This is a genomic window from Euzebya sp. (assembly GCF_964222135.1).
In the GTDB taxonomy this organism is placed as follows: Bacteria; Actinomycetota; Nitriliruptoria; order Euzebyales; family Euzebyaceae; genus Euzebya.
In genome coordinates, this window is the sequence record NZ_CAXQBR010000065.1 from 66,974 (window position 1) to 80,646 (window position 13,673).

Consider the following 13,673-nt stretch of genomic DNA (forward strand, 5'->3'; position numbering starts at 1 on the left):
GGGACGGTGCTAGGCGGCGAGCGCGGCGCGCTGGCGGCTGATGATCGTCAGGCGGCCCTCGCCGTACTCCTCGATGGACACGACGTAGTCGCGCCGGCGGCAGCGGTCACCGCGCAGCAGGGCGCGGGCGGGGCCGGGGATCAGCTCGCCGACCCGGTAGGTCCGGTCGAGCTTCACGTGGGGGGTGTCGGCGGAGTTGAGGAGGCGGGCCAGCACGTTGGCGACCTCGTTGAAGCAGTCCTGCATGTCCCCGTCGAGCTCCTCGGACGCGATCGCCTCCTCGGCCACGTTCGACGGCATCATCACCAGGGCCGAGCCGGCGCGGCACGCGAGGGGCAGGTCGGCCAGCACCACGCCGGCGATGACGCCGTCCTCGGTCCGGTAGGTGACGACCACGGCCGGCACCTCGGCGCTGAACGCGAGGGGCTCGGTGGCCTTGTCGACCGCGCACCCGCGGCTGAGCAGGTCGCCGAGCAGGTCGCGCACGGCCTCCTGCAGCGGGAGGGGGAAGTCGGCGTTCGAGTCCACGGCTACAGGGGGGTCGTGGCCATGACGTCGGAGAACGTCTCGGCGGTGAACGGCTTGGCGATGGTGAAGGACGCGCCGGCCTTGATCGCGATCTCGCGCATCTCGGCGGTGGACTCCGACGTCACGAACCCGAAGGTCACGCCGATGCCCTCGGCGCGGAGCGTGCGGAGGAAGTCGATGCCGCTCATGTTCGGCATGTTCCAGTCGCTGAGGACCAGCTCCGGCTCGTGCTCCTTGACCGCGGCGACGCCCTGCAGGCCGTCCTCGGCCTGGATGAACTCTGCGTCGGCGTACTCGGTCTGCTTCAGCATGCGCATGACGATCATGCGCATGGCCTTCGAGTCGTCGCACACGACGATCTTCATCTACTGCTCCTGGGGGTCTCGTGGCGTGGCCGTCGCGGGACGGCCGGGTTCTGATCGGCAGCGGCGCGGCCGGGATGAGGCGTGAGGCGCCTCGGACCGGCCGGCCAGGTCACAGGGTGGCGGGGATCTCGGCGGAGGCCCGCTGCAGGATGGACACCACCATCGGCTGGTCGCCGGTGGTGAACCACACCTCGTTGAGGACCGTCGAGCCGGGGATCTGGACGACGTACTGGGCGCCGCCGATCACCGTCGGCAGCGACAGGCTGGCGGGGCCGTCGACCAGCGACTTCACGCTGCCGCCGAGCATGTTGACGATCTCGCCGACCGCGTCGCCGATCTCGTCGTCCGTCAGCTCGCCGGGGTCGACGGCGAACATCGCGCCGGCGATCTGCTCGGACAGCGCGCGGGTGCAGTGCAGGATGACCGTGCCCTCCCAGGACCCGTGGATGTGGATCAGGGCGCTCAGGCTCTGGCCCTCCGATCCGGGTGCGGGGGCGGGCACGACGTCCAGCATCAGGTACGAGGCCCAGATCTCCTCGACGAGGGCGTGGATGTCCGCTTCGGTGAGCTCCATGGCGGGGTGTCTCCTAAGGTCGTTCTTCACAGGTCGGGCTGCGGGTCAGGCCGCTCGGTACCAGACGGTCCGGCCGAGCAGCACGCGGCGGTAGTCGTTGTCCACCCCGACCGTGGTCTCCGCCCCGCCGAGGATCAGGAAGCCGTCGTCGGCGAGGTGGGTGCGGGTCTGGCGCAGGATGGAGGTCTTCGTCGGCACGTCGAAGTAGATGAGGACGTTCCGCATGAACACCGCGTCGAAGCGGCCGAGGGTCGCGGGGAAGCGCTGGGCCAGGTTCAGCGGCGCGTAGCGCACCATCTTCCTGATGTCGTCCCGGAGGACCCAGTGGGCGCCGTGGCGCTGCAGGTACTTGACCAGCATCGGCGCGGGCATGCCGCGGTTGACCTCGAGCTGGGAGTACGACCCGGCCTGGGCCTTCGCGAGCATCGACGGGGAGATGTCGGTGCCGAGGATCTGGATGTCCCAGCTGGACAGCTCCGGGAAGTGCTCCTTGATCACCAGCGCGATCGTGTAGGGCTCCTGGCCCGATGACGCGGCGCCGCACCAGATGCGCAGCGAGCGGCGGGCGCCCCGGGCGCGGATCAGCTCCGGCAGCACGTCGGTCCGCAGGCTCTCGAAGGGGTGGATGTCGCGGAAGAACGACGTCTCGTTCGTCGTCATCGCGTCCACCACCTCACGGCCGAGGGCCGAGGCGGGGTTCATGCGCAGACGGCCGATCAGCCCGGCGAGGTCGCCGGCGCCGTGCCGCTGCACGAGCGGGGTCAACCGCGAGGTGACCAGGTACTCCTTGCCGTCCTCGAGGGTGATCGCCGCCTCCCGCTTCACGAAGGTCCGGACGAAGTCGAAGTCGGCGGGGACGAGCGCGGCCGCGGGCGCCGCGCCAGGCAGTCCCACGATGGACGGGAGGGTCGGCGTGGTCAGGTTCGTCATGGCTCAACCCCTGGAGGTTCGTGTGAGGGGAGGAGCAGCCGACAGCCGACTCGAGCCTCCTGTGGCGGTGATGAGGGCACCCGCGATCTCGTCGAGCGCGAGGACCTGCTGGGCGAGGCCGCCCTCGGCGACGATGCCCGGCATCCCCCACACCGTGCTGGTCTCCTCGTCCTGGACGACGACCTGCCCGCCGGCGGCGCCGATGGCTGCCGCCCCGTCGAACCCGTCGCGACCCATGCCGGTGAGCACGACACCCAGCACGCGTCCGCCGTAGGTCTGCACCGCGGAGGTGAACAGGGGGTCGACGGCCGGGCGGCAGGAGTGCAGGGGCGGTGACTCGTCGAGGCGGATGACCGCCCGGCCCGCGGTCTCGACGACGCGCATGTGCTTGCCGCCGGGTGCGAACCAGACCTGGCCCGCCTGGGGCACCGCGCCGTCGTGGGCCTCGGCGACCGACAGGGCGGACTGGCCGTCCAGCCGTTCAGCGAGGAGGCGGGTGAAGATGGGCGGCATGTGCTGGACGACGAGGACCGGCACGCCGAAGGTTGCCGGCAGCTGGGGGATCACCGACGCCAGCGCGCTCGGACCGCCGGTCGACACGCCGATCACGACGACCTCGGGTCGTCCGACGGGGCGGACGGCGCTGGGGCGCGGGGCGGTGGCGGGGGTGGTCGCCGCCCTGGCCTGGACGCGCGGGCGGACCGGGGTGAGGGGACGCCGGGTCGCGGGGTCGACGGGGCGCTCCGGCGGCGGTGCAGGTGCCGCGGGGGCCGCCGGGGTCGCAGGTGTCGCGAACCGCAGGCGGGGGCGGCCCCGGCGGCGGTCGACCAGCGCGTGGATCTTCGGGGCCAGGGTGGCCTTGATCTCGAGTGCGGTCCGGTCGAACGACCCGGTGTTGGACGGCTTCGTGACGTAGTCGTCGGCCCCGCGGCTGAGCGCCTCGAGGGTCGCCGCCGCCCCGCTCTCGGTCAGGGTGGAGAACATGATGACCGGTAGCGTCGGCCGACGCCGCCGCAGCCGGGTGACGGTCTCGAGGCCGTTCATCACCGGCATCTCGATGTCGAGGATGACGATGTCGGGATCGATCTCGTCGAGGCGCTCGAGGGCCATCACGCCGTTCTCGGCCTGGCCGGCGATGGTGATCTGGGGGTCGGTGTCGAGGACCCGGCCGAGCAGTCGCCGGATGATCGACGAGTCGTCGACCAGCATCACCTTGATCGGGCCGGCGCTCATGGCGCGTCGGCGAGGTCGCTCGGGGTGACGACGCCGAGGAGGTGGAGCTTGTCGGCCAGGATCTCCGTGGTCACCGGCTTCATGGCGTACTCGTCCGCGCCGGCCTTCATCGCCTCGTAGACGTTCCGGGGGCTGGCCTCGGACGTCACCATGACGATCCGCATGCGGTCGAGATCGCGCCGGCCGCGGGCGGTGCGGACGAACTCGAGGCCGTCCATGACGGGCATGTTCCAGTCCACCAGCGCGATCGCGCAGGGGCCGTTGGCGTCCAGCTGGTCGAGGGCCGCCTGGCCGTGCTCGGCCTCGAGGGGCTCGAAGCCCATCTGGGTCACCATGCGCTTGAGGAGGCTGCGCATGGCGCGTGAGTCGTCGATGACGAGGGCGTGTGCCACTGGGTTCTCCTGGGAGGGTCTGCGCCGTTCCGTCGTCAGACGGAGGTCAGGGACGCGACGTCGACCGCCGCGGGGGTGTTCAGGACCAGCAGGAGCTGCCCGTCGAGCTTGTACACGCCGTCGATGAGTTCGGCGCCCGCGGCGGAGAGGGTCGGCGGGGTCGGCTCCAGCCGGTCCTCGCCCACCTCGATCACGTCGCTGATCTCGTCGACCAGCAGGCTGACCGCGCCGTCGGCCGTGCGGACCACCACGTTGAGCGGCATGTCCTCGGGGCCGTTGACGACCTTCGGCGGCAGGCCGAGGCGGTTGCGGAGGTCGATCGCCGTGACGATCTGGCCGCGCAGGTTGATCAGCCCGCTGACCGCCGCCGGTGCCAGGGGCACGCGGGTCATCTCGTGCTGGCGGATGACCTCCTGGACGTCCAGGACGTCGACGCCGAGGAACAGCGAGTCGATGGAGAAGGTGCAGAGCTGCCGGGCGCCGGCGGGCGGGGCCGGACGGCCCTCCGCCGGGTGGAAGCTGTTCGTTGTCGTCGTGGTCATCAGAGGGCCTCTGCCAGTTCGGCGTGGGTGGTGGGCTGCGCGTCGTCGGCGAGCAGGTCCGGGGCCTCGACGGCGATGACGGCCTCGACGTCGAGGACGTCGGTGACCTTGCCGCCGATGATGGCCGAGCCCTTGACCCCGACGGTGGTCGACGGGCGGCGGATGGTGACGGTGTCCTGGACGACGTCGGCGATGCGCTCGACGACGAAGCCGACCTGCCCGGCACCGCGCTCGTACACGATCACCTGCAGCTCGCGGCCGGGGTCGATGACCGGCATGCCCAGGCCGAGGGTCGACGACAGCCACACCAGCGGCAGGATGTCGTCGCGGTACTGGATGACGGCTTGCCCGCTCGCGTACTCGATGCGGGACGGGTCGATCTCCTCGAGCCGCGCGACCTGCGTCAGCGGGATGGCCATGCGGGCGTCGTTGCCCATCGCGTCCGGCTCGCCGAGGCCGAAGATCAGCAGGGACTCGGTGTCGCTGCCCTCGCCGGTCGCCGCGTCCTCGACGGTGGTCGACGTATGACGCGTCCCGGCGATCCCGGCCCCCTGGGCGATGCCCATCACGTCGAGGATGAGGGCGACGCGGCCGTCGCCCATGATCGTGGCGCCGGCGTAGGTCGGGATGTGCTTCAGCACCTGGCCGAGCGGCTTGACCACGATCTCCGCGGTGTCGCTGACCCGCTCGACCACGAGGCCGAACTGCTGGTCGTCGGCCTGCAGCACCACGATGTTGGTGATCTCGGTGCGGCCCTCGTCGCCGGAGCGGACGTCGAGCTGCTCGTCGAGGTACACGAGCGGCAGGAGCCGACCGCGCAGCCGGTACACCGGTGCGCCGTGCACGTGCTCGACCCCGGCGTTCGCGTCGGAGGGGTCCAGCCGGACCAGCTCGAGCAGGCTGACCTGCGGGATCGCGAAGCGCTCGCCACCGGACTCCACGATCAGCGCGGGGATGATCGCGAGGGTCAGCGGGATCTTGATCTTGGTGGTCGTGCCGCGCCCCAGCTCGCTGACGACGTCGACGGAACCGCCGATGCGCTCGATCGAGGTGCGGACCACGTCCATGCCGACGCCGCGGCCGGAGATGTTCGACACCGAGTCCGCGGTGGACAGGCCGGGGGCGAAGATCAGGTTGACCAGCTCGCGGTCGCCCATGCGGGCGACCTGCTCGGCGGTGGCGACGCCCTTCTCGACGGCCTTCGCGGCGATCCGCTTCGGGTCGATCCCGGCGCCGTCGTCGGTGATCTCGATGTTGACCTGGCCGCCCTCGTGGTACGCGCGCAGCTGCAGCACGCCCTCGGCGGGCTTGCCGGCGGCCACGCGGACCTCGGGCGTCTCGATCCCGTGGTCCACCGAGTTGCGGACCATGTGGGTCAGCGGGTCCTTGATGGCCTCGATGATGGTCTTGTCGAGCTCGGTGCCCTTGCCCTCCATGACCACCTCGACCTGCTTGCCGAGGGAGAGGGAGATGTCGCGGACGACGCGCGGGAACTTGTTGAAGACGTTGCCGATCGGCTGCATGCGCGTCTTCATGACGCCTTCCTGCAGCTCGGTCGTGATCAGGTTCAGGCGCTGGGAGGTGTCGAGCAGGTTGGCCGATGCGCCGTCGGCGGTGAACTGCACGATCTGGTTGCGGGCCAGCACCAGCTCGCCGACCAGGTTCATGAGGTGGTCGAGGAGGTCGACGTCGACGCGGATGGTCGAGTCGGCCGCCGTCCGACCGCCGCCCCCGCCGGCCTGGGCCTGCTGGTGGCGGAGGGCGGCGACCAGCTGCTCGGAGCTGATGACGCCCTGCTCGATGAGGATCTCGCCGATGTGGCGGGGGTCGCCGTGGTCCTGGGCGGCGACGGCGGTGGCGAGGTCCTCCTCGGACACGCCGGCCTCGCGCTTCAGGAAGTCGCCGATCGAGCTGCCCATCGCGGTCAGCTGCGCGACGATGTCGCTGAAGCGCTCATCGACCTCCGGGTGGTCCACCGCGGGGGGCTCGACGACCTCGATGACCGCCGGTTCAGCGACCTGGGTCTCGACGACCTCCGGTGCGGGCCCGTCGGCCTGCGGCTCGTCGGCCTGCGGCTCGTCGACCGCGTGCTCGACGACCGGGGGCTCGACGACGGCGGGGGGCTCGACGGCGGGTGCCGCGGTGTCGCTGGCCACCCGCTCGAGCCGCGCGACGAGCGCGTCGTAGTCGCCGTCGCCCTCGACGCGGTCCGCCTCGATGCGGGCCAGGATCTGGCGGATCGCGTCGACCATCGCCAGCAGGGCGCTGGTCCGCTCGGCGTTGAGGCGGAGGTCGCCGTCGCGGAGCTTGCTCAGCAGGTTCTCGCCCACGTGGGCGACCGACTCGAGCTTGCCGTAGCCGAGGAAGCCCGACGTGCCCTTGATCGTGTGGATGTCGCGGAAGATCCCCGCGAGCACGTCGACGTCGTCGGGGTCGTCCTCGAGGCGAACGAACTCCGCATCAAGCCGGTCGAGGTTCTCGTGGCTCTCCACGAGGAACTCCTCGATGATCTCGTCCATCTCGTCCACGCGGACGTCCTCCTGCGCTGCTCGTCGTCGGTCGACGCGCTCTCATCGGCGCAGGGGGAGGGCACTTGAGCCAACGCGGAGCCGTTCTCGCGGGGATCGTCCGGATGCGTCAGTCGGGCCAGTCCCGGCCCTGGCGCTGGGCCTTCAGCGCCCCCCGCCGGCGCTTGTCCTCGACCCGGCGGCGCTGCGACGCGCGGCTCGGCCGGGTGGGCGTCCGGCGCTTGGCGGGCGGTCGGATCCCCTCGTCGAGCAGCTCGGCCATGCGGCGCATCGCGTCGTCCCGGTTGCGTCGCTGCGAGCGGTGCTCGCTGGCCTGCACGACCAGCTCGCCGGCCCGCGTCATGCGGCTGCCCAGCCGCGCGCGGATGCGGTCCTTGAGCCGTGCCGGCAGGGCGTCGCACCCCTCGACGTCGAGGCGCAGCTCCACCGCGGTGTTGGCGGTGTTGGCGTGCTGGCCACCCGGTCCGCCGGCGCCGGTGAACCGCCACTCGAAGGCGCCCGCGGGCAGGTGCACGCCACGGACGGTCAGCCCTCTCTCCACCCGGACGAGGGTACGGGGTCGTCTAGCGTGTCGGCGTGCGACCCCCTCGGACCGACTGGCTGCTCGTGGGCGCCGGCGGGGCGTGCGGGGCGGTGCTGCGCCACGTCGTCAGCCACGCCGTCAGCCACGCCGTGCCGGACGAGCCGGTGTCCGTCGCCGTGGTGGTCGTCAACGTCGTGGGCGCCGTCGCCCTCGGGGTGCTCGTGGCGCGGCCGCAGACCGAGGCGGCCGGGCTGTTCTGGCGGACGGGCGTGCTCGGGGCCTTCACCACCTACGGGGCGATGGCCGTCGAGGCCGTCCACCTCGGCTCCGCCACCGGACCGCTCTACGCGATCGTCCTCACCGTCGTCGGCGTCGGTGCCGCCCGGCTCGGGCTGCGGCTGGGCGCACCCCGCCCCGACCCGTCGTGACCGTCGGCCTCATCGCCATCGGGGGCGCCCTCGGCGCCCTCCTCCGGTGGCGGCTGGCCGCGTGGAACGGCGACTGGCCGCGGGGCACCCTCGCCGCGAACGCCCTCGGCAGCACTGCGCTCGGCCTGCTGCTCGGGCTGTCCGGCGACACCCGGCTCCTCGCCCTCCTGGGCACCGGCGTGCTCGGCGGCCTCACCACCTTCTCCACCGTCGCGGTCGAGGGCGCCACCCTCCCCCCACGACGGGCCACCGCCTACCTCGCCCTCACCCTCGTCCTCGCCACCGCCGGTGCCGCAGCCGGCCTCGCCCTCGGTCCGGCCGGTCTCTGAGGTCCCCCTCCGGCGAAGATCGGGCACCTGCCGGATGCGGGGGAGGGGACCTCAGGTGGACAGTCGCGACATGAGCGACATGAGCTACCTCCACCTCGTCCACCTCGAGCGCTCGGCCGCGGTCGACCCGCACCGCTGGGCGCCGATCTCCACGCTGGTCGCCGACCGGCGCAGCCCGTCGCGCCACGCCACGACCCGTCCGGTGCGGCGCACGCGCACCGCCCGCCGCCTGGTCCTGGCAGTGGCCCTCGCGATCGCCGCATGATGGAGCCCGTGCCCCCCTCCACCGCACCGCTCGCCGGCCGCGGCACCGAGCTGGCCGTCCTCGCGCGGCTGGCGGACGCGGCGCGGCGGGACGGCGACCTGCGCGTCGCCGTCGTGTCCGGAGAGGCGGGCATGGGCAAGACGGCGCTGATCGAGGCGTTCTGCGCGACCGTGGCCGACCAGGCGACCGTGCTGCGCGGCGAGTGCCTCGACCTCGGGTCCGCCCGGCTCCCCTACGCGCCCGTGGTCCAGGCGCTCCGGCCGATCCTGCGGGCGCCCGCGGAGGCCGGCCTGCGCCTGGACGACCCGGCCCGGTCCACCCTCTCCCGGCTCGTGCCCGAGCTGGGCCGCCACGACGAGCCGGGCCGCGGGCCCGAGGTCCCTGCCGGGATCCAGGACCTCGAGGTCGGCCACACCCAGCTGTACGAGCACCTCCTCGGCGTGGTCGAGGGCGTCGCGCGCGCCGCCGGCCTGGCGGTCTGGTGCGTCGAGGACATCCACTTCTCCGAGCCGGCGACGCGGGACCTGATCCAGTTCATGGTCGGCAACCTCGCCGCGGTGCCCGTCCTGCTCGTCCTGACCGTCCGCACCGACGAGGTCGGGCGCCGCCACCCGGTGCGGCCGCTACTGGCCGCGCTGGACCGCTCCCCCCGGGCGACCTCGGTGGCGCTCGGACCCCTGGGGCCGGTGCCGATGACCGAGCTGATCCGCCCGGCCCTGGCGGACTGCAGCCAGCGCCAGGTCGACGAGGTGCTGGACCGCGCTGCCGGGAACCCGCTGTTCGCCCTCGAGCTGGCGGCCGGCGGCACCCACCTGCCGAGCCAGCTCTCCGATCTCCTGCTCGACCGCGTGGAGCGCTGCGACCCCGCGACCCAGCAGGTCCTCAGGGTCATGGCCGCTGCCGGCGAGCACGTGCCCCACGAGGTGCTGGCCGCCGTCACCGGCCTCGCGTCCGAGGCCCTCACCACGGCCCTGCGCGAGGCGGTCGACAGCCGGCTGGTCGTCGTCACCGCCGACGGGACCTACCGGTTCCGCCACGCCCTGATGCAGGAGGCGACCGAGGACGCCCTCCTCCCCGGCGAGGCCGTCGAGCTGCACGCCGCGCTCGCGGAGGTGCTCACGGCCGACGGCGGCCCCGGCGGCCCCCACGCGGCGAGGCTGGCCCGGCACTACCGCGCCGCGCACCGCCCCGAGCTCGAGATCCAGGCCGCCTACGTGGCCGGACGACGCGCTCTCGACGTGGTGGCCTACGCCGACGCCCAAGCCCACTTCGAGCGGGTCGCCGCGCTGTGGGCCGACGTGGCGGACGCCGCGGAGCGGACCGGCGACGACCTCGCCGGGGTGCTGAAGCACGCCGCCATCTGCGCGATCTCCGGGTACGACCTGCGGCGCGGCATCGCCCTCGCCAACCAGGCGCTCGCCCACCTCGACGCCGAGGCCGAACCTGAGCGGGCGGGTCTGATCCACATGTGGGTCGGCCACGGCTCGAAGGCCGACTGGACGGCCGCGGAGGCGGCGTACCGCCTCGCGGTGGAGACCGTCCCGGACGCCGATACGCCTGCGCGGGCTCGGGTCGAGGCGGCGTTCGCGACCGCCCTCGAGCTCGAGGACCACGTCGAGGAGGCCGAGGCCCGCGCCCTGCGCGCCATCGAGGTGGCACGGCGTGCGGGATCCCCGCGCGACGAGGCGTACGCGATGATCACCCTCGCGTCGATCCGCAGCCGCACCGGATCTCCCGAGGCCGACGAGCTGTTCGCCTCGGCCCGTGCGCTCGCGGAGGACATCGGGCGGATCGACTACCTGTTGCGGTGCGACATCAACCTGAGCGACCACCACACCGTCCACGGGCGGTTCGCCGAGGCCGTGGCGGTCGCCGAGCGGGGCATCGCGCTGGCTCGCACCCACGGCCTCGAGCGGACCTACGGCAGCGTCCTGCGCTCCAACGCGCTGGAGGCCCTCGTCCCGCTCGGACGGCTGGCCGAGGCGCACGAGCTCGCCGCCGAGAACGCGGTCACCGCGCCCGACGGCATCACCGGGGCGCACGCGCTCATGACCCTCGGCGCCGTGGAGGTCCGCCTCGGCCTCGTGGAGGAGGCGGCCGACAGCGCGCTGGCGGCCGAGCGGCACCTCGGACGGACCTCCCAGCCGCAGTTCCGCAGCATGCTCGACCGCCTGTCCTGCGAGGTGGCGATGGCGACCGGCGCGCACGACCGGGCACTGTCGCTGTCGCTCGCTGCGCTGGCCCACCTCTCGACGCGAACCGGCCTGGCGCGCCACGACGCCGGGATCGCGGTCCAGGGCGCCGAAGCCGTCCGGGCGGGCGCCGGGGGGCCGGATGAGCTGGCCGTGCTCGGCGACGCCGTGGCCGCAGCCGCCAGACGGGGTGAGAGCGCCCCGCACGCCGCCGACCGCCGTCAGCTCGCGGCGCTCCTCGCCGAGGTGGCCGGCGCGGCCGACGCCGTCGACCGCTGGGACGCCGCCGCGACCGGGTTCGCCGAGCTGTCGATGCCCGTCGAGCGGTCCCGCTGCCTGCTCGGCGCGGCTGAGCTGCGACTGCGCGACGGCGACCGGGCAGGGGCGCAGCGCGACTGGAAGCGCGCCCTGCGGTTGGCGACCGACGCCGAGGCCCGGCGCCTCGTGCACGCCGCCGAGGCCCTGGGCCGCCGGGGCGGCTTCCTGGCCGGCGACGACGTCGCCGACGGGTACGGCCTCACCGCCCGCGAGCACGAGGTCCTGCGACTCGTCGCCGAGGGGCTCAGCAACGCCGAGATCGGCGAGCGGCTGTTCATCGCGGCGAAGACCGCCAGCGTCCACGTCTCGAACATCCTCGCCAAGATGGGGGTGCCGTCGCGCCAGCACGCCGCCGCGCTCGCCCACCGGTCCGGGATCCTCAGCTGACCCTCGCGCAGCGGGTCACGGCGGTACGCTCGCCGGATGGGTCGCTCCCTCCTGGTCGCCTGCCTGGCCGCCTGCATGGCCGTCGTCCTGGCGGCCTGCGCGACGCCCGCGGATGCGCCCACCGGTGACGTCGGGTCGGCGTCGGCGTCGCCGACGACGGGGACGGGGACGGGGCTCCTCGCCCTGACCGCCCCGACGGTGGACGGCGGGACGTTCGACGGCGCGTCGGTGTCCGGCCAGGACGTGATGCTGTGGTTCTGGGCGCCCTGGTGACCGACGTGCAACCGGGAGGCTCCCGAGGTCGCACAGGTGGTGGGACTGCTCAGCGAGGACCAGGTGATCGTCGGCGTGGCCGGACGGGACGACGTCGAGGCCATGGCGGACTTCGTCGCCCGGCACGAGCTGGATGACGTGGTCCACATCGCCGACGTCGACGGGGACGTGTGGGCCGAGTTCGGCATCCCCAGCCAACCCGCCTGGGCGTTCGTCGGCGCCGGCGACGACGAGGCGACCGTCCGCTTCGGCGCGCTCGGCCGCGACGGGGTGCTCGACGCGTTCGAGTCCGGCGGGCTCTAGCGACGCACCGGGCGGAGGACTGACGCCCATGGCGCAGTCCGCGGTTGACCCGTCGCCGCCGTGGCGAGGATGGCGGCGATGACCGACCGCACCAGCCTCGGGGGTCGCGCCCGACGGGCCGCGTCGCTCGCCCGCCTCGGCGCCCGGGCGGGCAGGGGCCTGGTCGCGACCCGTCGGGCGGAGCGCCGCGGTGACGAGGCGGCTGCCGAGGCAGGGCACGAGGCGATCGCCGAGGCGGTGTTCGAGACGCTCGGGTCGATGAAGGGCGCGGCCATGAAGCTCGGCCAGATGCTCGCCTTCGTGGACCTCGACGTCGACCCGGCCACGACGGAGATCTACCGCTCCAGGCTGAACGCCCTGCTCGACCAGGCCCCCGCGACCGACACCGACGCCATCGAGGCCACGATCGCCGAGCAGTACGGCGCACCTGCCGAGCAGGTGTTCGCCCGGTGGGACCGCGAGCCGCTCGCCGTCGCCTCCATCGGCCAGGTCCACACCGCCGCGCTGCCCGACGGCACCGAGGTGGCGCTGAAGGTGCAGCACCCCGGCATCGCCGAGGCCGTGCAGGCCGACGTGCAGAACCTGACCGCCCTCCGCGGGCTGTTCCGCGTCACCCACCCGAACCTCGACGCCACGGCGCTGATCGCCGAGGTCCGCGAGCGCCTGCGCGACGAGCTCGACTACCAGAAGGAGGCCGCCTACACCCAGGCGTTCGCCGACCGGTTCGCGGGCCACCCGGCGATCCGCGTCCCCCGCGTGTTCCACGACTGGTGCCGGCCGCGGGTCCTCGTGACCGAGTACGTCCCCGGGCGCACCTTCGAGGAGGTCCTCGCCGACGACGACCAGGCGACCAGGGACCGCTTCGGCGAGATCATCTTCCGGTTCACCTTCTCCTCCCTGTACCGCTTCCGGATCTTCAACGCCGACCCGCACCCGGGGAACTTCATCTTCCCGCCCGCCGACGCGGCGCGGACCGGGCCGGTCACGTTCATCGACTTCGGGTCGGCCCGCACGTTCTCGTCCGAGACCCGCACCCGGCTGCGCGCCCTGCACCGCGCCGTGGCGGCCGACGCCGCCGGCGACCCGAGCGGCGAGTCCGCGGTCGAGCGCGCCATGGCGGATGCCGGACTGCTGCCCGAGGACCGCAGGGGCATCGACCTCGAGCGGGTCCGGCGGTGGTTCGCCATCGCGTACGAGCCGCTCGCCGGGGATCGGGAGTGGACCTACTCGAGGGACTACGCCCGCCGACTGATCAGCGCCAGCACCGACCCCTCCCAGGGCATGGAGCCGACCCTGCGCCGACTGACGATGCCGGCCGAGTACATCCTCCTCAACCGCATCCAGTTCGGGGTCAACTCGCTGCTCGCACGCCTCCAGCCGACCGCCAACTGGCAGGCGATCATGGAGGAGATCGCCACCGGCGGCCCGGCCACCACCCCCCTCGGCGAGGCCGAGCGGGACTGGCTCGAGGCGGTGGGAGACCTGGCGGAGCACCCCGATGCCGCCGCCCCGACCGCGACCGGCTGAGCGCTTGCACCCGCCGGCGGGAGCGGTAGAAAGGGC

General features: G+C 73.3%; 16 protein-coding genes. 7 read left to right on the plus strand and 9 right to left on the minus strand.

Going from position 1 to position 13,673, the window contains the following annotated elements; translation table 11 throughout:
* Positions 1–9 precede the first annotated feature (9 nt).
* From ACEQ2X_RS13820 to arfB, 9 genes are all read right to left on the minus strand, one after another.
* Positions 10–528, minus strand: coding sequence for a hypothetical protein (locus ACEQ2X_RS13820; RefSeq protein ID WP_370326401.1), 519 nt, complete (start codon positions 526–528; stop codon positions 10–12).
* 2 nt (positions 529–530) lie between these two features.
* Complete coding sequence (locus tag ACEQ2X_RS13825; RefSeq protein ID WP_370326402.1) at positions 531–893, minus strand: response regulator; 363 nt, start codon at positions 891–893, stop codon at positions 531–533.
* A 109-nt stretch (positions 894–1,002) separates the two neighbouring features.
* The gene (locus tag ACEQ2X_RS13830) at positions 1,003–1,467 is read right to left on the minus strand and encodes a chemotaxis protein CheX (protein ID WP_370326403.1); all 465 of its coding nucleotides are present in this window, start codon (positions 1,465–1,467) and stop codon (positions 1,003–1,005) included.
* Between the two features lie 45 nt (positions 1,468–1,512).
* A complete protein-coding gene (locus tag ACEQ2X_RS13835) occupies positions 1,513–2,397 on the minus strand; it encodes a protein-glutamate O-methyltransferase CheR (protein WP_370326404.1) in 885 nt (294 codons plus the stop codon).
* Between the two features lie 3 nt (positions 2,398–2,400).
* The gene (cheB, locus tag ACEQ2X_RS13840; RefSeq protein ID WP_370326405.1) at positions 2,401–3,630 is read right to left on the minus strand and encodes a chemotaxis-specific protein-glutamate methyltransferase CheB; all 1,230 of its coding nucleotides are present in this window, start codon (positions 3,628–3,630) and stop codon (positions 2,401–2,403) included.
* On the minus strand, positions 3,627–4,022 hold the full coding sequence (locus tag ACEQ2X_RS13845; protein ID WP_370326406.1) for a response regulator: 396 nt from the start codon (positions 4,020–4,022) through the stop codon (positions 3,627–3,629). The genes cheB and ACEQ2X_RS13845 overlap by 4 nt, the downstream gene beginning before the upstream one ends.
* Positions 4,023–4,057: 35 nt before the next feature.
* Entirely contained in the window at positions 4,058–4,564 is a 507-nt protein-coding gene (locus tag ACEQ2X_RS13850) for a chemotaxis protein CheW (protein WP_370326407.1), read from the minus strand.
* Entirely contained in the window at positions 4,564–7,083 is a 2,520-nt protein-coding gene (locus ACEQ2X_RS13855; RefSeq protein ID WP_370326472.1) for a chemotaxis protein CheA, read from the minus strand. Before ACEQ2X_RS13855 ends, ACEQ2X_RS13850 begins: the two co-directional genes overlap by 1 nt.
* Positions 7,084–7,201: 118 nt before the next feature.
* Positions 7,202–7,633 carry an alternative ribosome rescue aminoacyl-tRNA hydrolase ArfB gene (arfB, locus tag ACEQ2X_RS13860; RefSeq protein ID WP_370326408.1) on the minus strand — a complete coding sequence of 144 codons (432 nt, stop codon included), beginning with the start codon at positions 7,631–7,633 and terminating at the stop codon, positions 7,202–7,204.
* Positions 7,634–7,668: 35 nt separating this feature from the next.
* Between arfB and ACEQ2X_RS13865 the strand changes: the two genes are divergently transcribed.
* The 7 genes from ACEQ2X_RS13865 (at position 7,669) to ACEQ2X_RS13895 (ending at position 13,637) form a co-directional block, all read left to right on the plus strand.
* On the plus strand, positions 7,669–8,043 hold the full coding sequence (locus tag ACEQ2X_RS13865; protein ID WP_370326409.1) for a CrcB family protein: 375 nt from the start codon (positions 7,669–7,671) through the stop codon (positions 8,041–8,043).
* Positions 8,040–8,372, plus strand: coding sequence for a CrcB family protein (locus ACEQ2X_RS13870; protein ID WP_370326410.1), 333 nt, complete (start codon positions 8,040–8,042; stop codon positions 8,370–8,372). The genes ACEQ2X_RS13865 and ACEQ2X_RS13870 overlap by 4 nt, the downstream gene beginning before the upstream one ends.
* Positions 8,373–8,442: 70 nt before the next feature.
* Positions 8,443–8,637 carry a hypothetical protein gene (locus ACEQ2X_RS13875; RefSeq protein ID WP_370326411.1) on the plus strand — a complete coding sequence of 65 codons (195 nt, stop codon included), beginning with the start codon at positions 8,443–8,445 and terminating at the stop codon, positions 8,635–8,637.
* Positions 8,638–8,645: 8 nt separating this feature from the next.
* The gene (locus tag ACEQ2X_RS13880; protein WP_370326412.1) at positions 8,646–11,534 is read left to right on the plus strand and encodes a LuxR C-terminal-related transcriptional regulator; all 2,889 of its coding nucleotides are present in this window, start codon (positions 8,646–8,648) and stop codon (positions 11,532–11,534) included.
* Between the two features lie 36 nt (positions 11,535–11,570).
* Positions 11,571–11,807, plus strand: coding sequence for a hypothetical protein (locus tag ACEQ2X_RS13885; RefSeq protein ID WP_370326413.1), 237 nt, complete (start codon positions 11,571–11,573; stop codon positions 11,805–11,807).
* A 39-nt stretch (positions 11,808–11,846) separates the two neighbouring features.
* Positions 11,847–12,110, plus strand: a complete 264-nt coding sequence (locus ACEQ2X_RS13890) for a hypothetical protein (protein ID WP_370326415.1) — start codon at positions 11,847–11,849, stop codon at positions 12,108–12,110.
* A 78-nt stretch (positions 12,111–12,188) separates the two neighbouring features.
* The gene (locus tag ACEQ2X_RS13895; RefSeq protein WP_370326416.1) at positions 12,189–13,637 is read left to right on the plus strand and encodes an ABC1 kinase family protein; all 1,449 of its coding nucleotides are present in this window, start codon (positions 12,189–12,191) and stop codon (positions 13,635–13,637) included.
* The last annotated feature ends 36 nt before the right edge of the window (positions 13,638–13,673 follow it).